The sequence below is a fragment of the Streptomyces sp. NPDC059452 genome (assembly GCF_042750035.1).
Taxonomy (GTDB): Bacteria; Actinomycetota; Actinomycetes; order Streptomycetales; family Streptomycetaceae; genus Streptomyces.
This window is the reverse complement of record NZ_JBHYVE010000016.1, coordinates 1-22247: the sequence shown is the minus strand read 5'-3', so window position 1 is coordinate 22247 and position 22247 is coordinate 1. Positions and strand designations below refer to the sequence as shown.

The window sequence follows — 22247 nt, the reverse complement described above, 5'->3', positions numbered from 1 at the left end:
GGGCCTTCCTAGGCTGGGCGGGTGAACAAAGACGCCCGGCCGCTGGCCGTATTCGATCTCGACGGCACGCTCGCCGACACCGCCCACCGGCAGCACTTCCTGGAAGGGGCCAAGCGCGACTGGTCCGGCTTCTTCGCGGCGGCCCCCGACGATCCGCCGCTGGCCGAGGGGGTAGGGCTGGTGCTCAGCAGCGCCGAGGAGTGCGAGGTCGTCTATCTGACCGGGCGGCCCGAGCGCTGCCGCCGGGACACCGTGGAGTGGTTGAGCCGTCAGGGGCTGCCCGAGGGACAGCTGTTCATGCGGCGCAACGACGACCGGCGTCCGGCCCGCCGGACGAAGCTCGACATCCTCCGGCGGCTCGGCCGGTCGCGTCAGGTGCGCATGCTCGTCGACGACGACGAACTGGTCTGCGATGCGGCAGAAGTGGCTGGATTCACCGTGGTACGGGCCCGCTGGGCCGACCCCTCGGAGGCGCTGAAGGAGGCGCAGGAGCGGGACGGGCGTACCTGATCAGGTGTTTTCGTCGAGGCGGAAGCCCACCTTCAGGCCGACTTGATAGTGCGCGATTCGGCCATCCTCGATATGACCGCGAACTTGGTTAATCTCGAACCAGTCGAGATTGTGCAACGTTTCTGCGGCTCTTGCGACGCCGTTCCGGATCGCCGCGTCGATACCCTCGTTGGAGGTTCCTACGATTTCGGTGACCCGATAGGTGTGGTTCGGCATGGTATGTCTCCTCTCTGGTGACCACGTTGCCTCAATCCCCGGTGGAGCGCGAGGGGGCGAGTGGGATGAATCGGGACGAGGGCACGCCTTGACCTACTGAATGGTCCATACCAAAATTCAGCCAAACACCCGTGCGAGCGTCGCCCGCAATCCCCCCACACCGGGTCCAGATTTCGTCGTGCCGTTTCGCAGAAGGTGACCACGTGAAGAACCGCATACTCGCCGGAGCCATCGCGCTCGTTTCGTCCGTCACGCTCAGCGGATGTGGCTACTTCTCCGGTGGGGGTGGCGGTGACCGCACCGTGACGGTCTGGCTGATGAAGGACAGCGTCTCGTCGAGCTTCCTGGAGAAGTTCACCGAGGCGTACGAGAAGGACAATCCCTCGATCACGCTGGATTTCAGGATTCAGGAGTGGAGCGGCATCGGCCCCAAGGTCCTGTCCGCCCTGGAGAGCGACGACGCCCCCGATGTGATCGAGGTCGGCAACACGCAGGTGGCGCAGTACGCGGAGAGCGGCGGCCTGCGTGACCTGACCCTCGAATCCATGCGGGACCTGGGCAGCGAGGACTGGCTGCCCGGCCTCGCCCAGCCCGGCCAGATCAGCGGTGTGCAGTACGGGATCCCCTGGTACGCGGCCAACCGCGTGGTGATCTACAACAAGGAGATCTTCAAGAGCGCGGGTATCGACGACATCCCGAAGACCCGCGCCGAATGGATCGAGGACACCGAGAAGCTCAACACCCAGGGCAACCAGGGTATTTATCTGGCCGGTCAGAACTGGTACGTGCTGGCCGGATTCATCTGGGACGAGGGCGGCGAACTCGCCGAAGGCGGCGGCGGTGACTGGCGGGGCACGCTGGACACCCCCGAGGCGCTCGCCGGGATGAACTTCTACAAGGAACTCCAGGCGCTCGGCGACGGGCCCATGGACTCCGACGAGGAGAAGCCCCCGCAGAACGACGTATTCGCCGAGGGGGACGTCGCCCAGATCATCTCGCTGCCCGGCAGCGCGGCGCTCATCGAGCAGAAGAACCCCGAACTCAAGGGAAAGCTGGGCTACTTCCCGATTCCCGGCAAGACGGCCAAGGCCCCCGGCTCCGTCTTCACCGGCGGCTCGGACCTCATCGTGCCGAAGAAGGCCGACCAGCGCAGCGCCGGTATCGCCGTCGTCAAGGCGCTGGCGAGCGAGAAGTGGCAGACCGAGCTCGCCCGCTCCATGAGCTACGTCCCCAACAAGCCCAGCCTCGCCCACGTCGTCGAGGGCGAGGAGGGCACCGCCGCGATGGCCGAGGGCGCGAGCCAGGGCCGCGCCACGCCCAACTCCGCCCAGTGGGCCAAGGTCGAGGCGGAGAACCCGATCAAGCCGTACATGACGGCGGTCCTCCAGGGCGGCAGCCCGGCCCGCGAGGCGAAGAAGGCGTCGGAGCGCATCACGGCGATGCTCTCCGGCAGCTGATCCGGCAGCCGGTCCGGCAGGCGGTTCGGAGCTGATCCGTAGCTGATCCGGAGATCGTCTCCCGTCGGTGCGGAGCTGATCCTGTGGCTGGTGCGGCAGCGGAACCGGCAGCGGATCCGGTGGCCGGTGCGGCAGCTGATCCCTGTGGGGCCTCGTCCCTGGGGATTCAGCCGTCGCACATCCGCGTGCTCCACAGCGGTCACCTCGAATCCAGCCGGTGACGGAAGAAGTAAGGGGCCGGGCCGTCGCACCCCGCGACGGACCGGCAGCCGCCTTCGCCGATCCGTCATCGGAGACCGCCATGACCGTGCTGCCCACCGCCCCGCCCGCCTCGCTCCCCGCCACTCCGCTCCCGCCCACCACGCTCCCCGCCGCCCCGCCCCCGTCCGCCGCCGGATCCCCCGAGCCGTCGGCCTACCGGGTCTCCCTCGCCACCGGCCAGGAGGACGTACGCGCCGCCCAGCGCCTGCGCCACCAGGTCTTCGCCGGTGAGCTCGGGGCCCGCCTCGAAGGGCCCGAACCCGGCCTCGACAGCGACGCGTTCGACGCGTACTGCGACCACCTCCTGGTCCGCGAGACCGCCACGGACGAGGTCGTCGCCACCTACCGCCTGCTGCCGCCCGACCGCGCCCGGATAGCGGGGCGGCTCTACGCGGAGAGCGAGTTCGACCTCACCCGCCTCGCCCCCATCCGCCACGACCTCGTCGAGGTCGGCCGCTCCTGCGTCCACCCCGCCCACCGCGACGGCGCCGTCATCGCCCTCGTCTGGGCCGGCCTCGCCCGCTACATGCAGCGCTCGGGCCACACCTGGCTCGCGGGTTGCTGCTCCCTGCCGCTGGCCGACGGCGGCACGCTGGCCGCCCGCAGCTGGAACACCGTACGCACCGCGCACCTGGCGCCCGAGGAGCACTGGGTCACCCCGCACCGCCTCTGGGACGCCTCCGCGCACCCCGACGCGGGCCCCGGCTCCCGCGCGGACCTGCCGCCCCTGCTCCGCGGCTATCTGCGGCTCGGCGCCTGGGTCTGCGGAGCCCCGGCGTACGACCCCGAGTTCAACGTCGCCGACCTGTACGTCCTGCTCTCGCTGCGCCGCACCGACCCGCGCTACCTGCGCCACTTCCTCTCCCTCGTACCGCAGGCATGAGCGGCCCCCGTACCGTGGGCGTGAGCAGCCCCCGTACCGCAGGCATGAGCGGCCCCCGTGACGTGGGCAGCAGTGCCTGGCTGCCCGTCGCCCCCTGTACCCCGCAGAGCTGTGCCCGGCACACCGGAGCGGTCCGGGCCCCGCTCCCCGCCGCTCTCCGGCTGCTGGCGGGCTGTCTGTGGACGCTGCTGGGAGTGGCGTGCGCCCCGCCCGTCCGGCTGCTCCCGCAGGCCCCGCGCGCGTGGCTGGTACGGCGCTGGGCGTACGGCGTACCGCGTGCGTTCGGCGTACGGGTGACGGTCCGGGTGCATCCGTACGCCGAAGGCACCGGTGGCGAACTCGTCGTGGCCAACCACATCTCCTGGCTGGACATCCCGCTCGTCGCCTCGGTCCTGCCCGGCCGGATGCTGGCCAAGAGCGAGGTCGGCCGGTGGCCGCTGCTGGGGCGGCTCGCCGCACTCGGCGGCACGCTCTTCATCGAACGGGACCGGCTGCGCGCGCTGCCGGATGCCGTGGGCACCGTCGCCGCGGCCCTGCGCTCGGGCTCCCGCGTCGTGGCGTTCCCCGAGGGGAGCACCTGGTGCGGGCGGGGGAGCGGCGGGGTGTTCCGGCCCGCCGTGTTCCAGGCGGCGATCGACGCGGAGGTCTCCGTACGGCCGGTCCGTATCACCTACCGCGCGCCGGGAGCCGTGGCGTTCGTCGGGGACGACCCGCTCGCCGCCTCCCTGTGGCGGGTGGTGCGGGCGGCCGGGCTCACCGCCGAGGTCGAGGTTCTCGCCCCGCTCCGGGCCGCCGACTTCACGGCCCTCTCCGCGAGCGGTGAGCCGGGCCGCCGTGCTCTGGCCCGGACCGCGAGAGCCGCCGTCCTCGGCACGGGCCGAGCGACGACGGCTCCCCGGGCGGTCCCTTCGCCCGCGGCGGCTCAGACCGCCGTGGCCAGCGACAGGGCGAAGCGCCCCGCCGCGTCCGTCCACCACTGAGCGAGCCGGAGCCCGGCCCCGGCCAGCTCCGCGCGCACGTCCTCCTGACGGAACTTCGACGACACCTCCGTACGCAGCTCCTCACCGGCCTCGAACGGCACCACCAGGTCCAGCTCCCGGATCTTCACGCTCAGCGCCCGGCGGGCGCGCAGCCGCATCTCGATCCGCCGCTGCTCCGGGTCCCACACCGCGACATGCTCGAAGTCGTCGAGCGGGAAGTCGGCGCCCAGCTCCCGGTTGATGACGCTGAGCACGTTCTTGTTGAAGGCCGCTGTCACGCCCGACGCGTCGTCGTACGCCGCGACCAGCGTCTTCTCGTCCTTCACCAGGTCCGTGCCGAGCAGCAGCGCGTCGCCGGGGGACAGCAGCGAGCGCACCGAGTGCAGGAAGGTCGCCCGCTCCTCGGGGAGCAGGTTGCCGATGGTGCCGCCCAGGAACACCACGAGCCGGGGCCCCGGTGTGCCGGGCAGGGCGAGGCCTCCGGTGAAGTCGGCGATCAGGGCGTGCACGGAGAGCCCGGGATGCTCGGCGATCAGCGATTCGGCCGCCCCCGTGAGCGCGCTCTCGCTCACGTCCACCGGTACATAGCTGTGCAGACCGGGTAGGGCGTCCAGCAGATGGCGGGTCTTCTCGGAGGAGCCCGAGCCCAGCTCGATCACGGTCCGGGCCCCGGAGACGGCGGCGATCTCCTCGGAGCGCTCCTCCAGGATCTCCCGCTCCGCGCGGGTCGGGTAGTACTCCGGCAGCCGGGTGATCTCCTCGAACAGCTCGCTGCCGCGCGCGTCGTAGAACCACTTGGGCGGCAGCGTCTTCGGGTGCCGGGTCAGACCGCTCAGGACGTCCGCGCGCAGCGCCGCGTCCGTCGCGTCCTCCGGCAGGGTGCGGGTCAGCAGGAATGGGCTCACGCGACGGGCTCCTTGAGCGGTGTGGGGGTGACGTCCGTGGCGGTCGCGACCAGCAGGGTGCGGTCGGGGACCTCGCGCCAGCGGGGATCGTCGTCGTACGGTTCCGAGGCCACCGCGGTCGAGCGGCCCGGGTCATGCAGGTACCAGAGGGTATCGCCCCAGGTGGTGGCCACGATGGCGGACCCGTCCGTGACCAGCAGGTTGAGCCGGGAGCCGGGCGCGGCCTCCGAGACCTCCCGGACGGTCTCCGCGACCGCCGTCGGTATGTCGTCCCCGGCCGCCACGCGGTGCAGGACCATCGCCCACACCAGCGCCGAGTCGTTGCGCGCGGCCAGCGACAGCAGCTCCTCGGCGGGCAGGGCGGCGGCCGGCCCCGCCAGGGACGCGGGCCAGCCCGGCACCGCGCCGTTGTGGCTGAACAGCAGCCGCCCGGCTGCGTACGGCGCGGCCGCGGCCTCCCCGTCCGCACCCGCCTCGGTGGCGTCCCGTACGGCGGCGAGCAGCGCGCGGCTGCGCACCACCCGGGCCAGATCGGTGAAGGTCTGGTCGTGCCAGATCGGCCCCGGGCGCCGGTAGCGGCCGGGGACCGGGTCGCCGTCCGCGTACCAGCCGACGCCGAAGCCGTCCGCGTTGACCGTGCCGTACCGCTGGAGGCGCGGCGCCCAGGACTGCCGCACCAGGGAGTGCGGCGGCGCGGCCAGGACCGTCCCCAGAGCCACCGGATCGCCCACATAGGCGATATGACGGCACATCAGGCGTCCCTCGCGGTACGGAACCCGGAGAAGATCTGCCGCCGCACCGGCAGGTCCCAGTTGCGGAACGTACCCCGGCAGGCGACCTGGTCCACGGCGAACGAACCGCCGCGCAGCACCTTGTGGCCCGGACCGAAGAAGACCTCGGAGTACTCCCGGTAGGGGAACGCCACGAAGCCCGGATAGGGCAGGAAGTCGCTCGACGTCCACTCCCACACATCGCCGATCAGCTGGCCCGCGCCGGACGGCGCCCGGCCCGCCGGATACGCACCGGCCCGCGCCGGACGCAGATGGCGCTGGCCCAGATTGGCCTGCTCGGGTGTCGGGTCCGTGTCGCCCCAGGGGTAGCGCAGCGAACGCCCGGTGGCCGGATCGTGGCGGGCGGCCTTCTCCCACTCGCTCTCGGTGGGCAGCCGCCGCCCGGCCCAGCGGGCGTACGCGTCCGCCTCGTACCAGCTGACGTGCAGCACCGGCTCGTCCTCCGGCACCGGCTCGGTCACCCCGAACCTGCGGCGCAGCCACTGCCCGGCGTCCCGGTGCCAGAACAGCGGTGCGGTCAGGCCGTGTTCGCGGACCATGGCCCAGCCCTCGGGCGCCCACCAGCGGGGGTCGGTGTATCCGCCGTCCTCGATGAACCGCTGGTACGCCCCGCAGGTGACGGGTGCGGTGTCCAGATGGAATGCCGCCACCTCCCGCTGATGCGCGGGCCGTTCGTTGTCCAGCGCCCACGGCTCGGCGGAGGTGCCCATGGTGAACGGGCCGCCGGGGACGAGGACTTCGGCGGGCAGTGTGTGGGCGTCCGTGGGCGCGGGCGGCGCGGGAGCGGTCAGTGCGGCCGGACCGGATCGCAGCTGATGGGTGATCAGCATCGTCTCGTCGTGCTGCTGTTCGTGCTGGGCGACCATCCCGAAGGCGAACCCGGCCCGCTCCAGCGGCCGTCCGCCCTCGTGCAGCGGGGCGCCCTCCAGGATGTCCAGGGCCCGGCCCCGTACATCGGAGGCGTACGTCCGGGCCTCGGCGGGGGCCAGCAGCGGCAGTGAGGGGCGGGCGGCTCGGGGGTGCTCGAACGCGTCGTACAGCCCGTCGATCTCGGGGCGCAGTGGCTGTCGGCCGCCCACGGCGCGGAGCAGCCACTGCTCCTCCTGGTTGCCGATATGGGCCAGGTCCCAGACGAGCGGGGACATCAAGGGGGAGTGCCGGGCGGTGAGTTCACCGTCGTCCACACTGTCGGTCAGGGTCGCGGTGCGGGCCCGGGCCCTCAGCAGCGCGTCGAGGGCGCGGCGGCGCAGCGCCTCGGGGTCGTGGAGTGAGGGGACTGAGGGGACTGGGTGGACCGAGGGGGTCGGGGAGGCCGGGGGGAAGCCGTCCGTGGTGGTCGCGGATGTAGTGGCGGAGGCGGCGGAGGAGGAGTCGGTGGCGGAGGTGGTGCGGTCGTCGGTCATGCCGAGGTCACCCTTCCCGGGTGCGGCGGTGCGGGCGGCGCGTCCGCGGGGCCGGTCAGCAGGGTCGGATCGGTGAGGGCGCCCGGTTCGGGCAGGTCGTCGGCCGGACATCGGCCCCGGAGCACGTACCGGTCGTTGAAGGCCGCCACCGTCTCCCGTACGGCCTTACTCGCCCCCATCCGCTCCAGCGCCGTCAGCGCCGTGGCGAAGCAGACGGTGGCCGCCGCCCGCAGCTCCGGATCGGCCAGGCCCTCGCGGGCGGCCGTCGTCCAGAGCGGGTTGCGCGGCGCGGCGGCGGAACCCGCCGACTCGGCCAGGGGCTTCACAGCGCGGTACACGCTCTCGGCGGCCTCCGGGTCGTCGAACAGGGCGGTGGCGACGGCGAGCGGCACCAGCCACCCGTCCGCGCCGCTCTGCGCGTCGATCATGCGCAGTTCGAGGTGTCCGCGCGGCCGGACCGGTGGGAAGAGGGTGGTGATGTGGTAGTCGAGATCGGCCCGGACCGGCGGCCGGGGCGCACCCGTGCGGATCCACTCCCGGAAGGTGAGGCCCTCGGGCACGTCCCAGGGGCCCTCCTCGCGGCGCACGCACATCACGGGCGTGTCCAGGACATGCGCGGCCCAGGCCTCGCGCGGCGGGAGCGCGCCGCCCGGCGCGAGCGTCCGTACGGGGTCGAGATCGGCCCACAGGGCCTGCCGGGTGGACTTCCAGCCGGTCCGGCGCCCCTGCCGGTACGGGGAGTTGGCGAACGCGGCCACCAGGACGGCACCGAGCAGATGGGTGAGCTGCCAGCGCCTCCCGTAGCCGAGCGGCCCCGGCTCCTCCTCGCCCGCGTCCAGGCAGACCTGGACGGAGGCGGAGGTGCACATCATCGCCCGCCCGGCCGGGCCCGCCCGGTCGAGCGCCGCCTCCATCGCGTCGTAACGCGGCTCGCGCAGCCTGCGGTACGGCGTCTGCCAGGGGTCCACGCCGAGCCCGACCGGCGCGAGCCCGGCCCGGCCGAGCGAACCGCGCAGGGCGGCCACATCCGCCGAGGTGGTCTCGATGCACTCCATCAGGGAACCGGCGGGCTGCGAGCTGAGCTCCACCTGCCCGCCCGGCTCGAACGTCAGCGCGGCGCTCAGGGGGAGCTCCCGGAGGGCCGCGACCGCGCTGTCCAGCCGCTCCTGGGCGACCGGGACGGCGGGACGTTCCCGGTCATGGATGAGCCATTCGAGTTCCACCCCCACGATGCGAGGGGGGCCTGTCTTGAAACATATGCCGCGCAGTAAATCCTGCGCCGCACCCTCGTCGAGAGGGTCGGATTCCGGGCGTGGGCCGGGGCCGCCGGGTGTGTCCGAGGACATGAGGCGCCTCCTTCTCAGTTGCGTACCTACCACCCAAACCCGTACCCCGGGATCGCACAAGAGTGCCCCCGAGTCACCGGAAAAGCGGTCGCCGCCGCACCGCTTCGCACGGCCCGTACCGCTCCTGCGACCAGCATGCGACGGACGCGGCGCGGCGGCGAGCCGTACTCAGCTCCAGCCGTACCGCTCCCGCAGCCGCCCGGTGACGGAATCGAACCGCTCCCGGTCCAGCGCGCACGCCTCGCGCCGCATCCCGTCCTCGTGGACCCGCAGCACCCGGTCCAGGTCGACCCAGGACGGCCGTCCGGAGCTGTCCCACGGACCGGCCCCCAGCGCCACCCACTCGTGGTCCATGTCGTGCTGCTTGCTGGAGAGCTGGACGGCGAGCAGGGTGCCCGCCGCCTCGCGGGCGACGACGAGAACCGGCCGGTCCTTGCCGCGCCCGTCGTTCTCCTCGAACGCAAGGCGTGATTCCCCGGTGGCCGCCGAGCCCCCTCTGACCTGCCCGTTCGCCCATGTCGAGATGGGAATCAGGAGACGGGGTTCGTCGGGGTTTCACCAACCGACCCCGTCCTACCAGGGCGTTCGCGGCAGGGCCGCAGGCGGGGAACTACCGGGGAGCCGGAGCGCGATTCGCCCCCTCAGCTAATGTGGACACCAGACGCCCCAAGGAGGCGCAGTCAGTTCGCCGGGATGCTCATGGCTCCTGGCGCTCCGCTGCGATTCCAAGGGGCTTTCTCATGTCCGATTACCAATATCGAGTACACATCCGCAGACAGTGCACACACCCTGACCTGCGCAGATCCCGGCAATCGGCCTATGCCGGATGGCCGAAGCGCGCTGTGAAGCGACCACCGAAGCGAGCACAAAGCGCGCAGCCGGGTCGAGCTCGCTTCGCCATAAACAGCCTTCTACCTGCTACTTCTTCTTCTCTTCTCTCTCTGAAGCGAGCAAAGCGATCAAAAAGAAGGTTCTCTCTCCTAAGGGCTTCTCCTCGCAGTAGGAGCCTCTTATAGGGAGGGGGTTGTCGGACTCTGCTCGCTTTGCAAGCTTCCGCAGGTAGAGCCAGCTTCAAGCTCGCTTTTTGAAGCTCGCTTGCTCGCTTCAGACGCCTTTTATCTCGACATTCACATCTCGCTATTGCCTGAATCTCGACATTGCGAATACTCCCATTCTTCCGCACTGCGCTCCGAACAGCGGCATTCGCAGCTCGTAAGGCATACTTGAAGCGGACAGGTCAACCGACCCGGAACGGAAGGCAAACTCATGGCAATTGGTCGTCCCTCACAGGGCATCCGCGCCATGCCGACACTTCGCACGAATGTCGATGAAGAAGTGGCGGCGGAGTTCAGGGCGCGTGCCCAGGAACGCAACGTCTCGGTAAGCACGGTCCTGCGCGAAGTTCTCTACGAACTCGCGCGCACAGACTGGGGCCTGGACCTCCCGGAGGCACCCAAGGCCACCGCACTCCAGAAATGACGAAAGGCCCCGGTCGCCACAACCGGAGCCTTTCAAGGAACACTTGCGAGAGGAGAAAGCACGTTGCCGAGTGCTACGCCCAACTATACCCCGCGCCCGTACTTCGAGGGTGTGACGACTTACGCCCGATCTGGCTGGGATGGAATCATCCCCATCCGCCCCGGCACCAAGGAACCGGCCGTCGGCGGCATCACCGGCCGATATGCCCAGCTCACTGCTGAGGAATGCGTGCAGATAGCCCATCTGTACACGCAATGCAATCTCGCTCTCCGGCTGCCTCGGGGCATCATCGGCATCGACGTTGACGCTTATGACGGGCGCGGCGGAGATCGCACGATGCGTCGCCTCCAGATGCAGCACGGACAGCTCCCGCCGACGTTCTACACCACCTCGCGCGGCCCCGGAGCGAGCGGAATCCGGCTGTACCGGACGCGCGGACAGCAGCGCCTGAAGCAGGCCGTAGGACCGGGCGTCGAGATTGTCCAGCATCACCACCGGTTCGCTGTGGCCTGGCCGTCTCTGCACCCCAAGTCCGGTGAGCAGTACGAGTGGTACTTCGGTAGCAGCCCGGAGCGTCTGGACCTGCCGCCGATGCCTCGCGATCTGCCGTTCCTGCCGCCGCGCGTAGAGCTCGCGCTACGAGCCCCGGAGCGCGCCCCGGTCCCCGCGCCCACCGACCCGCTCCCGATCCGCCTAGGGGCCGTCCCTGGGCTCCTACGGGCGCTCCGAGCGGCGGCCGACTCCCTCGCCGCGCTGCCCGTCGGCTCGGAGGCTGACACGCCTTGCAACAACGCCGCGTTGGAGTTCAGCAAGTACGCCCCGCACGACACCACCGCTGACGAGATCCGCCAGATTCTCGGTTCGGGCGTTGACAAGTGGGTCCAGGGGCGGGACCGGGGCCATGCAGCCATCAACAGAGGACTTTCCGTCATCGGCACGGCGCGGCATCGGCCGCAAGCCTGGATCGACAAGGACGGTGCTGGATTTGCACTGATCAAGGAGGCTGGTAACCAGTGAGCGAGCAGGATCCGACCATCAAGGCGGCACTGGACAAGTTCGGTCCGCACATCGGTAGTTACGAGCCGATTCTGGAGAACTCGGATATCGCCAACGGACAGCGCATGGAGATGCTGTTCGGCAAGGTGATTCGCCGCATCAAGAACACCGAGTGGCGCTGCTGGAACTTGAACCACTGGGCCACGGACGACGGCGGAACGGCGCACTTGGTGGCAACGGTCCTGCGGGACTACATCAACAATCGAGATCTTGCCGAAGCTGTGAGCCTTATGGGGGCTCCGATGCACGACGAGTGGAATCTCACCACTGGTGGCAAGGACCCAGAGCCCATCAAGTCCGCGATGGACGCGGTCAACTCACACCCTCGGAAGCTGTCTGCATGGCTCTCCAAGGGTGGGAGCGAGCGCATCAAGTGGTTTGGTGACCGTCTGAAGGCGGAGTCCAAAGACGCCATCGTCAAGGACCTCATGGCGAACGCGGCCTATACAGCGACAGATGCCGGCATCAACGCTGCTGTCCGCCAGTTCGGACGGAGAGCCACGGCCAGCGCGGAGGACTTCAACCAGGTTCGCACGAAGTTCGCCTTCCAGAACGGCGAGATCGACACCCGAACGGGCAAGTTCTCGCCGGGGCACAACCCGGAGGACCTGAACACCCGAGTCTCGCCGTACGCGTACATCCCGGATGCCAAGGGGCCGCTCTGGACGAGGTATATGGGCACCAACATCGTGTCCAGGGCGGAGCGAACATTCATCCAGATGTGCATGGGCTATGCCATGTCGGGGGATGGCAACCAGAAGATCATCCTGATGATGTACTCGGCCATGAGCGACACCGGCAAGTCCATATTCGTGGCCGTGATGAAGGCGTTCTTCGGCAATGGATATGCGGCCTCTCTCGCGGAAGACACCATCGTCCAGCGCAACAACCGCGACGGCGGCCGAGACCCCGACCGCATGGCGCTGCGAGACAAGCGGCTGAGCATCGTTTCCGAGATGGACCCGAAGAAGCAGCCAGATGTGCGTTTCATCAAGCAGTACACGGGCGGTGACGAGGTCTCAACGCGAGACAACCACGCCATCGGCGGCAACAAGTCATGGACGAGTGAGGGATTGATGCTCGTCACCACCAATCACCTTGTGCATGTGAATGTCGAGGACCCCGCGTTCTGGGAGCGCATGATGCTGGTGGAATGGAAGGTGCCGTTCCACCGCATGATCCCTGGACCCGACGGCGTCAACATGATTCCGAATCCTGATCGAGACGAGCAGCTCGCAGACAAGATCATCGGGCGTAACGGCTTCCCCGGCGAAATGGAGTTCGTCGGAGTCTGGGTTGTTGAGGGGCTCCGCATGTACATCAAGGCTGGACGGAAGATCGTGCCCCCGCGATCCGTCATCAACGCCATCGCCAAGTACCGGGACCAGAGCGACACCGTGAAGCTGTGGCTCCAGGACGCGCTTAACGAGGGACACGTCATCGACGACGACAACACCTCGGGCAGCGTCAGCCACCTTCACAAGATCGCTCTGGAGTGGGGCCGCACGAACAAGGTGGCCATCCCGAGCAACTCCAAGGGCGAATTCACCAACCGACTCAAGAAGTTGGGCTATCACTTCGGTCCGCTGCGCTCCGGACACGCGGAGAAGGAGCGCTTCAAGACCAGCCGCCGAGTCCACGGGCTCAGCATCCCCGACCCGATCAAAGTCCAGTTCAAGCTTGAAGGCCAGTAAGGAGCAGATCTGATGGGTGCATCATTTGTCGCCAATTACCACAGCAAGTGCAAGCGCTGCGGCGATCGCATCGAGCCCGGTGATGAGGCTGGGTTCGACGAGATCGACCAGGTGTGTTGCAAGCCTTGCTGGGACCAATTCGGTGACGAGTTCGACTATCGAGACAGGTCGTTCAGCCGCTTCTGACCCCGGCAAGTGATCCCGCCGCCCGCGTAACGAGCGAACGCGGCACCCCGAGGCACCCGGCCTCACCCCGCTTCCCCGAGGGCGTACGCGCCAACGTACGCCCTCGGGATCGAACACCAGTACGAGAGGAATTGCAGATGAAGAATCCGACCTTCAGCAGGCTGCCGAGTTGGGCACAAGGTGCACTGCGGACGGCCGTAGGTAGCCAGTCCCTGAAGCGCGGCATCGCCCGTGCACAGGCCGAGTCCGGGGCGCTGCTCGTCCAGATCCTGTACCGCGAGAAGCGGGCTCTGGCGACGGTTGTGCAGTACCCCGTCAAGGACGTCCAGGACGCCTACAACAAGGCAGCGTCCGACCTCCCGCAGCGAGAGAACATCTGCTACTTCGTCATCGCCACGGCGGAGGCGCTCCAGCGGGCCGAGAGCGCGGGCGTGGCGTACATGCGGTGCTTCTCCAACGTGGCCGGTGCAGGCGCGATCCTCCGCGTCCCCGCCTCGCTCTGGACGGAGTCGGCCGATGCGTGAGTCGGAGAAACTCCAATTCGTGGACGGTCCCGGAGATAGCTACTTCTTCACCGTCGGCAGCGTGCAGGACGCGTTGAAGATGTCGGAGGAGGAGCGGAAAAGCATTCTCCTGGAGGTCGGCAAAGAGGGATGGGACACGGGTCATCTCGTGAACCCTGAAGGAATCGAATCCGGCGCAATCCTCATCAACCCTGACGGTCTGCTCACGCTTCTGCGCAACCGACCCGTACTCGTCATCCAGGACAAGGGATTGTCCGAAATTCTGTCGAAGCTGGAGTTCTTCCGTGGCTGAGTCGAAGAAGCCAATCCTCAGGAGGCGCAAGCGAGTTGCAGGTGAGGCGGTTACTACCCGCGTCACCGAGCCCGTTAAGCCGAAGCGCCGTCGCCGCCCGGCAGGTCCGATCGTTCCCGTCTGGCGAGTGGCTGGAGGTGAGCCCGCACCGCCGCGCATCCAGCTTGTGCTTACGGATCAGGACATCTCCCGGTTCCTGGAGAAGGTGGACCCGCCGAACATCGACGGCTGCACCTTGTGGAACGCCTCCAAGTTCGCTGGTGGCTATGGACAGTTCAAGATCAAGGGCCGGTCTGTCCTGGCGCACCGGGTGGCCTGGACGCTGCGCCACGGGACCATCCCGGATGACATGGTCCTGGACCACGTCTATCTGCGCGGCTGCCGCTCCAAGGCGTGCGTGAACACCGCTCACTTGGAGTTGGTCACGCAGGAGGAGAACAACCGGCGCAGGGACGCGGCCGAGCGCTGGCGGACCTCCGTTTGGGTCTCGACGGAGCTGGACGACGACTGAACTCGCCTCCAGTGCAAAGAAATTTCATGTGTCTCATGTGGTCATACATGTCCGGATCGTCCCGAAGGGTAGCGGAATGTCGACATTTGGGGGTTAAGTTCTCCTCGTCAACAGAACGCAACGCCGAGCCGAGGAGCCCCAGATGAGCAAGTCCGAGAACGCGAAGTCGCTGGAAGAGCGCGCCGCCGCCGTCCCCACCGAGCTGCACGAGCGGTTTGCGCAGTGGATCTACGAGCAGACCGGCGTCCGCCCCGACACCAAGTCGGTCCAGCTCGCCTGCATCTTCCGCATGGAGTTCCAGGCGTCGGACGACAACCAGAAGGCGCTGGCCGCGAAGAAGGCCGCAGCCGAGGCCAAGCGCAAGAAGCAGGCCGCCGAGAAGAAGGCTCGTCTGGAGGCGCAGTTGGCGAAGCTCCAGGCCGAGCTGGCCAAGGAGACCGCAACGGATTCGCCGGCAGTCGAGACGGCAGCCCCGGAGAAGCCCGCGCGCCGCACCCGTAAGGCCGCTACGCCCACGCCTGCCGAGCCCGCGAAGGCGGCTCAGGCCCCGGCCAAGGCGCGGACCCCGCGAGCCCGTACGCGGAAGACGGCGGCTCCGGCCAAGGCCACCGAGTCCAAGTAACGCGAAGAGGGCCGAGTGGTAGCTCGGCCCTCTTCACCAACCAGAACCCCGAAATCCGCCAGGAAACGGAGTTACACCATGAACCCTACCCGTGTCCCGCTCTGCCCGCCGCACGTCTCCTCGAAGGACCCGTTCCAGACGACCTGCACCGTGTGCGGAGTTCGGCTCCTGGACGGCATCTCCATCGAGCAGCTCGTGGGCCGCGTTGAGGCTCTGACGATGGAACCCGTCCAGCCGACCGGCCGGATCCGTGGCACCTGGACCGAGATCCTCGAAGAGGGCGACGGCCAGCTGTGGGCCTCGTGGGTCCGCCCGGCCCGCAACTTCGCCGGGTACGAGCACATCGACACCACCAACCCCGACCCGACCGGCGAGGAGCTGTCCACGCTCCTCCTGGCCGAGCTCGCCGGGTTCCCGCAGGTCAGCGCCGGTCAAGCCGAATCGGCTTCACCTGAGATCGGGACGGCGTGGAGCCGCCGGAAGCCCACCCGGTGGGACCGCTTCAAGCGCTGGACCCGCGCCACGGCTGAGCGCGAGTTCGTGTCCATCGCCACCCCGCTCTGCCTGTTCTGGTGCGCGGCGCTGTGGGTCGTCCTCGGCAACGACGGCATCGCCGGTCTCTGGTCCGCCCTCTTCTAGTCCACATCCCCGCTCGGCCCGGTGACGGTTCTAACGCAACCGTCACCGGGCCTGGCCCACGTTTCAGGAGTCAACACATGGCAGGCATACGCGAGGTCGCGCGCAAGGGCGGATCTGCATGGGAGGTGCGTTGGACGGATGGCGGTCGGGACTGCCAGACAACGTGCACCACGTTCAAAGAGGCTGAGAAGGAGAAGCACCGGATTGAGGACGAGCTAGCGCAAGGCCGCTCGACGCTGTGGCGCGTGGAGAAGCGGACCGTTACGCAGGTCGTGGAAGCGTGCATCGCAGCCGACGCGGCCCGGCTCAAGGCGCGCACAACCGAGGGTCAGCGGTCCATCCTCAAGAATCACATCACCCCCGCCTTTGGACAGCGCCGAATTGGCTCTCTCCGGGCGCGGGATATCGAAAAGTGGATTGCCAAGCTCGCCAAGAACGTGGCCCCCGGCACAGTTCGCACTATCTACAATGTGCTGAACAAGGCCGCCAAGTATGCAATTCGCCATGAATGGCTTGTGGTGAACCCGTGCACGGGCGTGGCGCTGCCCAAGGACAACTCGGAGATCGTGGAGAAGCGGCATTTCCTGACGCCGGTTCAGGTGGAGTCTCTGGCCGGTCTGTTGTCCCAGAAGGAAGAGTGGTTCGGCCTGCTGATTCGGATGGCCGCCTACACCGGTCTCCGGGCGGGCGAGCAGGCAGCGCTCCGCGTGCGGGACATCGACATGTTGCACGGAGAGGTCCAGGTGCGCCGCACAGTCCGCCGGGGCAAGGGTGGCGAGTGGAAGTTCACCGCGCCCAAGTCCGTCAAGTCCGTCCGCAACGTGCCGCTGGTGGGCTTCCTCCGGGCGGAGCTGACGGAGTGGCTCGCGGCCCATCCCGACGGGCACAACCCCGACGCGCCGTTGTGGCCGGGGTCCAGGAACACGGGCCAGGGCGGAGAGGTGGACTGGACCCGCACCTTCGACATCAACAACTTCTGCAAGCGCTACTTCCGCCCGGCTGTGCGGTCTGGTGTTGCCGGCCTGCCGACTGCACTCCGCTGGCACGACCTTCGCCACACGTACGCGAGCATCATGGCGGCTGTTGGTGGCGAGGTCACCGTCTACGACATCTCGAAGTGGCTCGGGCACTCGTCCATCTCGGTCACGGAGAAGGTGTACATCCACCTCTTCCGACAGGACAACACAGGGAAGATGAGCGCGATCGACGCCTTCTTGTCCGGGGCCGGACAGACCCTCGGCGCGGGCGCATCCGTAACGGCGCTCCGTGGGGCCGTAGGCGACTCGTAGACCCAGGGTCGGTGACTTCGTCCGACCGAGCCGCGCGGAGCGCTTACGCGGGCTCCCTGTGATTCCGAGGGTTACGCCGCTATCACCGGCGTAACCGACTCCAGAACGCACAACAGCCCCAGAACCGATGTGAGCACATCCGGCTGTTCTGGGGCTGTTGCGTTGGACGTTCTCGCAGGAGAGGTGTTGGTCTCACCTTGCGTCCGGGAGGAAGCCCAGACAACGAGAACGGTCCAGAAGGGAGGGGCGCGGCGAACCCGTCAGAAGGCCGCGCCCCGGTCTGTGGGTCAGACGTCGAGGTTGAGGTACTGCGCGATGAACAGGTTCACCGTCGAGAAGGGGTCGCCGTCGGCGGCTCGCTCTCGCACCGGCTCGAACCACTCGCGGAACGGCGTCTCGCCGCCGTGCGCCTTCCAGGAGAGGTCCAGCGCCTGCTCCACGGCGTCGCAGATGAGGCTCTGGACCGCCTGCGCCGTGGCCTCGGCGAGGACCTTGTGCACCTGGTCGTTGGCGGTCTGCTCCACGTAGTCGCGGCCGTGCACGCGCACCTTGACGTTGGAGGTCTCGTTGCTCAGGCCCTTGACGAACTCGCGGTACGACATGTCGCTCATGTCAGACCGCCAGGTCGGCGGTGAGGCCGGACAGGGCCGCGCGCCAGGCGGAGTCGTGGACGACGGACAGGTCGCCGGGGCCGTAGTTGGCCGGGAGCCGGGCGGGCTCGCCGTTGTTCTTGACGCGGAGCTCGTTGAGCAGCGACATGCCGACGGTGGGGTTGCGGAGAGCGGCGGTGACGAGCGTTTCCAGCTCGGTCGTCTCCAGGGTTACAGCGGCCATGGGTGTGTCCTAACTGTGTGGCGGGGATGGGGTGTTGGGCGGTCAGTTGCCGCGCAGCCGGTTGGCGAGAGCGTCGGCGGAGCTGGGGCGCTCGCGGTTGAACTGCTTGGCTCCGGCGTTGAGGTCGCGGACGGGCTCGATGTACTTGCGCACCGGGGGCGGCGTCTCGCGATGGTTGCTGGTCAGGTGCGCGGCGGCCTCCTGAGCGGCCTTGCTGGCCGTGGAGGGGCGCGGCTGAGCCGGGCGGCGGAAGGTCGTCCCCTTGAGGTGCGCCGTGCCCCGGAGCCGGGCGTTTGTGGCCTCTCGGACCGTCATGGGGCGCTCGTCCTCGGCGTCGTCGTCGTCCGGGAGCGGGTTGCCGTCGGCGTCCAGGCCGAACAGCTCGGGGTCTTCCTCGGCGAGCGCCACGATCTGCGGCTTGAGGGGCTCGCTCAGGTCCAGAAGGCGCAGTGCACCGCGCGCCATCGTCCTGGACATTCCCGCCTCGATCAGAGCGCGGCGGGCATTGGACATCTTGATCTTGGAAACAGCCACTGGAAGCCTCCTGGGCATAGGGCAATTGCATGGACAAGTCTTCGTTGCCGTCCAAGTCGCCCACTCGGGCTGTTCCGCCACCGTCGCTCGTCAGCGACATTCGGCACTTGTTGCGGTGCGCGTCTCGCCATAAGCGTGACAACGCATGATGTGTAGCGTATTCGATTATCCAGACTTCTCCAGGGTCGCCATTCGGCGTTGTCCTGCTCGGTCTATGGGGCTCCGACTCAGCTGTCTGGATTTCCCTTTGCCCATCTGGCTACGGGGATTCCTCGGGCTGCTGTGCGCTGTCGGTATCCGCTACGCAGCGGATGACACTTGAAGGTTACCTCGCGGGTGTTCGCTACGCGGATAGTGTCCGCCTAGTCGTCGCTGTCCCGCAGGAATTGCGCTGCCGGGTTGGGGATGGGCTGTCCACGCTTACGCCGTGGCCGAGGTGCGGGCTCGGGCTCGGCGGGCTCGATGTCGAATTCCTCCAGAGCGTCCGGCTCGGCCGCGAACTCGTCGGGCTCCGGCGTGGCGTAGGCGAGGGGCTTGGGCGGCGCGGACTTGCGACGTGGCCGGGTGTGGCCGTTGGTGGTGATGACCTCGCCCTTGATGACGGGGCGGCGCTGCTCGGCGGGGTTGGCTCCGAAGAACTGGTCCATGAGGCGCTGCGCATCGTTGGCGTCGGATTCCTTGGACACGACTTGTGCCTCCATCTTGAAGAGGGTCGCGGAATCGAGGCCGCACAGCTTGGATATCCGCTCCCAGATGCGGACGGCCTGGCCGATGGCCTTGATGTCGCCGGACTCGATCGACTTCACGAGCTTCCGACGCATCACCATCAGGTCGTCCAGCTGACGGTCTCGCCACTCGTCGGCCTTGCGATGGACGCGATTCTGGATGTGCTCGTGAATTCGGTTGTGCACGGTGGTCTGCGAGATGCCGACTTTCTCCGCAATCTGGCGCTGAGAGAATCCAGCCAGGTCGAGTTCGTAGCACTGTCGAGCCTCTTCCGCGCGCTTGGCGCTTATGCGCTTGGGGATTGCCATGTGGGCCTCCTTTCGTCCCCGAAAGGCTACCTCTTTTGGTAATCGCTCGATCTGCAATTGTGAGGCCGGTAGTAACGGCGTCACCGGCTGCGCCCAATTCGCCCTGAAAGCGGGATACGTTCACCGGAATCAGCGTATGGGCGCGTAACGAGCGAACTCGGAGCCGCTCATCCCGGGGCCTCACAGACGCCTACGGGCTCGCCTATGACCCCAAAGAATTGGGCGGCGGGCTGTCGGGGGCGGCCGTGGGACGGACGCGGCGGAGGCAGCGGCCGACAACCCGGCTGAGAGCCCAGCCCTGTGGACAGGAGTCCAGGGGAGTGCAGTCCGGGCAAGCGGTGGTGTGGTTGAAGAGCAGGGCGAGGGCGGAGTCATAGGAGATGCGGGCTGGGGCGCAGTCTGGACAGGCGTAGACCGGGAACGCTGGACCCGATTGGCGCTCGATGGCGTACAGCAGGACCGGGGTCTCGGTGAGCGTCTGGCAGTCGAGGCACATGCGGCGGGGGCGGCTCTGATGCATGTAGGGCACTATAGACATGTGCAGGCACCTGTGGGGGCCTCCGAGTGTCTTCGCAGGTCAGCAGGTGGTTATGTGGCGACCATGAGCGAGGAGGAGATCCGGAACCTGGAGCGGCGCGGCCCGGAGCTGGTGTACATGGCCGTGGCTGACGACATCGCCCGGCGGATCAGCACAGGCGAGCTCGGGCCGGGGGACCGCCTGCCCGGCGAACTGGACATGGTGGCTCGGTACAACATCGCCAGAATGACCGCGTCCAGAGCCGTGCGTGAACTGCGAGAGCGCGGCCTTGTGCAGACGGTCCGTGGCAAGGGCACATTCGTCATCTAGATGCGGGCTGTGGACCCTCGGAATCCGGCCTCAATCCGGGGTTCCGCCGGGGATCCGTTCACTGCGATTCGCAGTTTGTGGGCGCTACCTGCGGAAACGTCGGCGCGCCTTCCCGTCTCCTCGAACGGCACCCAGGTCCAGACGATCTCGCCCGGGTCGGGGGTGCCGTCGCGGTCGGGGGCGTACGAGGTGCGGACCGGGCCCACCTTGTGCGGATCGGCCTGGACGGTGGCGGTCGGCCCGGTGCTGCCGGGGGCGACGGGCGGGCTGTCGGTGCGCTGTGCGCTGTGGTGGAACGTCATCGCAACACCGTAGGACCTGCCCGGTCCGATCCCGGGAGCGGGTCCGCCGAACGAGGGGCACGGCGAGGCGATCCGCCCGGCCCGCCCGCCGGGTGCCGGACCGGCGCCCCGGGTCGAGGACCCGTCCGGGGGATCTGGAAGACTGCCGGACGCCATGAGCCAGTTACCCAAGCAGCCCACCGAGGTCTCCGTCCCGACCAGCGCCGATGTCGCGCGCCTCGCCGGAGTGTCCCGGGCCACCGTGTCGTACGTCCTGAACAACAACGCCACCGTCCGGATCAGCGAACCCACCCGGCACCGCGTCAGGGAGGCCGCGACGCAGCTCGGTTACGTCCCGCACGCGGCCGCCCGCAGCCTGCGCGCCGGACACAGCCGCCTGGTCCTGCTGCCCTCCGGCCACATACCGGCGGGCCCGCTGCACCAGCGCTTCTTCCAGGAGCTCCAGGCGGGACTGCGCCGTCTGGACTACACCGTCGTCCAGTACGGCAGCGCCGGTCTCGACGCCGAGGAGGCGGTCAGGGCCTGGGCCGAACTGCGGCCCGTCGCCGTCGTCGTACCGCCGGGCATCACGCTCACCCCGCACGGCACGGGCGTCCTCACCCGCTCCGGCGCCAAGGCGGTGATCACGCTCGGGCCGGAGCCGGTGGAGGGCGCGCACGGTCTGGTCATGGACCAGCGGCGGGTCGGCGCCGGAGCGGTCGGGCACCTGCTGGCGCGCGGCCGCCGCCGTATCGGGGTGGTGATGCCCCGTGAGCCGGGACTCGCCCCGTTCTCCGAACCCCGCCTCGCCGGGGCCCGGCAGGCCGCCGGGACGGCCGGGGCCCAGGTCCTGCCGCTCCCGCTCCGGTACGAGGAGGAGTCCGCGGCGGAGCTGGCGGGCGGCTGGCGGGAGCTGGGGCTCGACGCGGTGTTCGCGTACAACGACGAGTACGCCATGCTGCTGATGAGGGCCCTCCAGGACGCGGGCGTGGAGATACCCGGCGACACGGCGGTCGTCGGAGCGGACGACCTGCTGCTCGGCAGGCTGCTGCGGCCCCGACTCTCCACGGTCCGGATGGAGCTCGCGATGGAGCACCCGCTGGCCGAGACGATCGACCGGCTCGTCCACCACCCGGGCAGCGCCCCCGTCCACCACGACCTCCTGCGCACCAGCGCCGTACACCGCGAGTCCAGCTGACCGGCCCGGCGCGACGACATGCGCGGCGTACGGCGGATGTCTAGCGTCGGGACCATGAGCCATCCGCAGAATTACGAACTCCTCCTGATCCCCGACCACAGCAGGACGCGGACCGGAGCCCCCGGACGGCCGATCCGCTCGGCGGTCGTGTCCGCCACCGGCGAGACGGGGGCCTCCGGCTACCCCCGGTACACGGGCGAGGGCATGGAGGCGGACATCGACCCGGAGACCCGCACGGTGGAGGCGGTGCTGATCGACGGCGAGGAACTGGACCCGGGGATGTCGGTGCAGGTCGCGCGGGGGGACGGGAGCAACCCCCGGGCATGACGAAGGGCCCCGGCCGCGCATGACGAAGAGGCCCCGGGCCAGCGGGCCCCCCCGGGGGGGGGGCGGGTTGGCGGCGGCCCGGGGGGGGGCCGCGCCGGGGGCGGGCCCGGGCGGGGCCGGTGGTCCCGCCTCGCCAGCCCCCCCCCCC

The 22247-nt window shown here is 68.8% G+C and carries 26 protein-coding genes and 2 pseudogenes; 17 read left to right on the top strand and 11 right to left on the bottom strand.

Features of this window, described 5'->3' with window-relative positions; all coding sequences use genetic code 11:
* The first annotated feature begins 21 nt into the window (after positions 1–21).
* On the top strand, positions 22–510 hold the full coding sequence (locus ACFW9Z_RS21410; protein ID WP_384643149.1) for a hypothetical protein: 489 nt from the start codon (positions 22–24) through the stop codon (positions 508–510).
* Here the strand turns inward: ACFW9Z_RS21410 and ACFW9Z_RS21405 are convergent, their stop codons facing one another.
* Positions 511–726, bottom strand: a complete 216-nt coding sequence (locus tag ACFW9Z_RS21405; protein WP_384643146.1) for a dodecin — start codon at positions 724–726, stop codon at positions 511–513. It lies immediately after the preceding gene.
* A 203-nt stretch (positions 727–929) separates the two neighbouring features.
* On the opposite strand from ACFW9Z_RS21405, the gene ACFW9Z_RS21400 reads away from it, so the two are divergent.
* The 3 genes from ACFW9Z_RS21400 (at position 930) to ACFW9Z_RS21390 (ending at position 4307) form a co-directional block, all read left to right on the top strand.
* The gene (locus tag ACFW9Z_RS21400) at positions 930–2183 is read left to right on the top strand and encodes an extracellular solute-binding protein (protein WP_384643143.1); all 1254 of its coding nucleotides are present in this window, start codon (positions 930–932) and stop codon (positions 2181–2183) included.
* Between the two features lie 301 nt (positions 2184–2484).
* Positions 2485–3327: a GNAT family N-acetyltransferase gene (locus tag ACFW9Z_RS21395; RefSeq protein ID WP_384643556.1), complete on the top strand. Its 843-nt coding sequence runs from the start codon at positions 2485–2487 to the stop codon at positions 3325–3327.
* A 44-nt stretch (positions 3328–3371) separates the two neighbouring features.
* Positions 3372–4307 (top strand): lysophospholipid acyltransferase family protein, encoded by a 936-nt coding sequence (locus tag ACFW9Z_RS21390; RefSeq protein ID WP_384643552.1) that lies wholly within the window; start codon positions 3372–3374, stop codon positions 4305–4307.
* On the opposite strand, the gene egtD is transcribed toward ACFW9Z_RS21390, so the two are convergent.
* The 5 genes and pseudogenes from egtD to ACFW9Z_RS21365 form a co-directional block, all read right to left on the bottom strand.
* Positions 4250–5212 (bottom strand): L-histidine N(alpha)-methyltransferase, encoded by a 963-nt coding sequence (egtD, locus tag ACFW9Z_RS21385; RefSeq protein WP_384643140.1) that lies wholly within the window; start codon positions 5210–5212, stop codon positions 4250–4252. The genes ACFW9Z_RS21390 and egtD overlap by 58 nt on opposite strands.
* Positions 5209–5964: an ergothioneine biosynthesis protein EgtC gene (gene egtC, locus ACFW9Z_RS21380; protein WP_384643137.1), complete on the bottom strand. Its 756-nt coding sequence runs from the start codon at positions 5962–5964 to the stop codon at positions 5209–5211. Before egtC ends, egtD begins: the two co-directional genes overlap by 4 nt.
* Positions 5964–7406 carry an ergothioneine biosynthesis protein EgtB gene (egtB, locus tag ACFW9Z_RS21375; protein ID WP_384643134.1) on the bottom strand — a complete coding sequence of 481 codons (1443 nt, stop codon included), beginning with the start codon at positions 7404–7406 and terminating at the stop codon, positions 5964–5966. The genes egtC and egtB overlap by 1 nt, the downstream gene beginning before the upstream one ends.
* On the bottom strand, positions 7403–8752 hold the full coding sequence (gene egtA, locus ACFW9Z_RS21370) for an ergothioneine biosynthesis glutamate--cysteine ligase EgtA (RefSeq protein WP_384643131.1): 1350 nt from the start codon (positions 8750–8752) through the stop codon (positions 7403–7405). The genes egtB and egtA overlap by 4 nt, the downstream gene beginning before the upstream one ends.
* Positions 8753–8920: 168 nt before the next feature.
* A pseudogene (locus tag ACFW9Z_RS21365) lies at positions 8921–9214 on the bottom strand (type II toxin-antitoxin system PemK/MazF family toxin); the annotation flags it as partial.
* A gap of 804 nt (positions 9215–10018) precedes the next feature.
* On the opposite strand from ACFW9Z_RS21365, the gene ACFW9Z_RS21360 reads away from it, so the two are divergent.
* From ACFW9Z_RS21360 to ACFW9Z_RS21315, 10 genes are all read left to right on the top strand, one after another.
* The gene (locus ACFW9Z_RS21360; RefSeq protein ID WP_384643128.1) at positions 10019–10231 is read left to right on the top strand and encodes a hypothetical protein; all 213 of its coding nucleotides are present in this window, start codon (positions 10019–10021) and stop codon (positions 10229–10231) included.
* A gap of 111 nt (positions 10232–10342) precedes the next feature.
* Positions 10343–11248 (top strand): bifunctional DNA primase/polymerase, encoded by a 906-nt coding sequence (locus ACFW9Z_RS21355; protein ID WP_384643125.1) that lies wholly within the window; start codon positions 10343–10345, stop codon positions 11246–11248.
* Positions 11245–12981 (top strand): hypothetical protein, encoded by a 1737-nt coding sequence (locus tag ACFW9Z_RS21350; RefSeq protein WP_384643122.1) that lies wholly within the window; start codon positions 11245–11247, stop codon positions 12979–12981. Before ACFW9Z_RS21355 ends, ACFW9Z_RS21350 begins: the two co-directional genes overlap by 4 nt.
* A 12-nt stretch (positions 12982–12993) precedes the next feature.
* Positions 12994–13167, top strand: a complete 174-nt coding sequence (locus ACFW9Z_RS21345) for a hypothetical protein (protein WP_384643119.1) — start codon at positions 12994–12996, stop codon at positions 13165–13167.
* Between the two features lie 137 nt (positions 13168–13304).
* Positions 13305–13691, top strand: a complete 387-nt coding sequence (locus ACFW9Z_RS21340) for a hypothetical protein (RefSeq protein WP_384643116.1) — start codon at positions 13305–13307, stop codon at positions 13689–13691.
* Positions 13684–13983, top strand: a complete 300-nt coding sequence (locus ACFW9Z_RS21335) for a hypothetical protein (RefSeq protein ID WP_384643113.1) — start codon at positions 13684–13686, stop codon at positions 13981–13983. Before ACFW9Z_RS21340 ends, ACFW9Z_RS21335 begins: the two co-directional genes overlap by 8 nt.
* 166 nt (positions 13984–14149) lie before the next feature.
* Entirely contained in the window at positions 14150–14494 is a 345-nt protein-coding gene (locus tag ACFW9Z_RS21330; RefSeq protein ID WP_384643110.1) for an HNH endonuclease signature motif containing protein, read from the top strand.
* Positions 14495–14636: 142 nt separating this feature from the next.
* Positions 14637–15116, top strand: coding sequence for a hypothetical protein (locus ACFW9Z_RS21325; protein ID WP_384643107.1), 480 nt, complete (start codon positions 14637–14639; stop codon positions 15114–15116).
* A 78-nt stretch (positions 15117–15194) separates the two neighbouring features.
* Positions 15195–15755 (top strand): hypothetical protein, encoded by a 561-nt coding sequence (locus ACFW9Z_RS21320; protein ID WP_384643104.1) that lies wholly within the window; start codon positions 15195–15197, stop codon positions 15753–15755.
* A 77-nt stretch (positions 15756–15832) separates the two neighbouring features.
* Positions 15833–17044, top strand: coding sequence for a tyrosine-type recombinase/integrase (locus ACFW9Z_RS21315; RefSeq protein ID WP_384643101.1), 1212 nt, complete (start codon positions 15833–15835; stop codon positions 17042–17044).
* 287 nt (positions 17045–17331) lie between these two features.
* Here ACFW9Z_RS21315 and ACFW9Z_RS21310 read toward each other — a convergent pair whose 3' ends face one another.
* The 4 genes from ACFW9Z_RS21310 to ACFW9Z_RS21295 all read right to left on the bottom strand — a co-directional run bounded on the left by ACFW9Z_RS21310 (position 17332) and on the right by ACFW9Z_RS21295 (position 19446).
* Positions 17332–17655, bottom strand: coding sequence for a hypothetical protein (locus tag ACFW9Z_RS21310; RefSeq protein WP_384643098.1), 324 nt, complete (start codon positions 17653–17655; stop codon positions 17332–17334).
* Position 17656: 1 nt separating this feature from the next.
* The gene (locus tag ACFW9Z_RS21305; RefSeq protein ID WP_384643095.1) at positions 17657–17878 is read right to left on the bottom strand and encodes a hypothetical protein; all 222 of its coding nucleotides are present in this window, start codon (positions 17876–17878) and stop codon (positions 17657–17659) included.
* A 42-nt stretch (positions 17879–17920) separates the two neighbouring features.
* Complete coding sequence (locus tag ACFW9Z_RS21300) at positions 17921–18412, bottom strand: hypothetical protein (protein ID WP_384643092.1); 492 nt, start codon at positions 18410–18412, stop codon at positions 17921–17923.
* A 362-nt stretch (positions 18413–18774) separates the two neighbouring features.
* Positions 18775–19446, bottom strand: a complete 672-nt coding sequence (locus ACFW9Z_RS21295) for a sigma factor-like helix-turn-helix DNA-binding protein (RefSeq protein ID WP_384643089.1) — start codon at positions 19444–19446, stop codon at positions 18775–18777.
* 601 nt (positions 19447–20047) lie between these two features.
* Here ACFW9Z_RS21295 and ACFW9Z_RS21290 point away from each other — a divergent pair.
* Positions 20048–20293, top strand: coding sequence for a GntR family transcriptional regulator (locus ACFW9Z_RS21290; RefSeq protein ID WP_384643086.1), 246 nt, complete (start codon positions 20048–20050; stop codon positions 20291–20293).
* 104 nt (positions 20294–20397) lie between these two features.
* On the opposite strand, the pseudogene ACFW9Z_RS21285 reads toward ACFW9Z_RS21290, so the two are convergent.
* A pseudogene (locus tag ACFW9Z_RS21285) lies at positions 20398–20595 on the bottom strand (type II toxin-antitoxin system PemK/MazF family toxin); the annotation flags it as partial.
* 154 nt (positions 20596–20749) lie between these two features.
* On the opposite strand from ACFW9Z_RS21285, the gene ACFW9Z_RS21280 reads away from it, so the two are divergent.
* Together ACFW9Z_RS21280 and ACFW9Z_RS21275 are read left to right on the top strand one after the other, a co-directional pair.
* Positions 20750–21772 (top strand): LacI family DNA-binding transcriptional regulator, encoded by a 1023-nt coding sequence (locus ACFW9Z_RS21280; protein WP_384643083.1) that lies wholly within the window; start codon positions 20750–20752, stop codon positions 21770–21772.
* 54 nt (positions 21773–21826) lie between these two features.
* A complete protein-coding gene (locus ACFW9Z_RS21275) occupies positions 21827–22099 on the top strand; it encodes a hypothetical protein (RefSeq protein ID WP_384643080.1) in 273 nt (90 codons plus the stop codon).
* Positions 22100–22247: the final 148 nt, after the last annotated feature.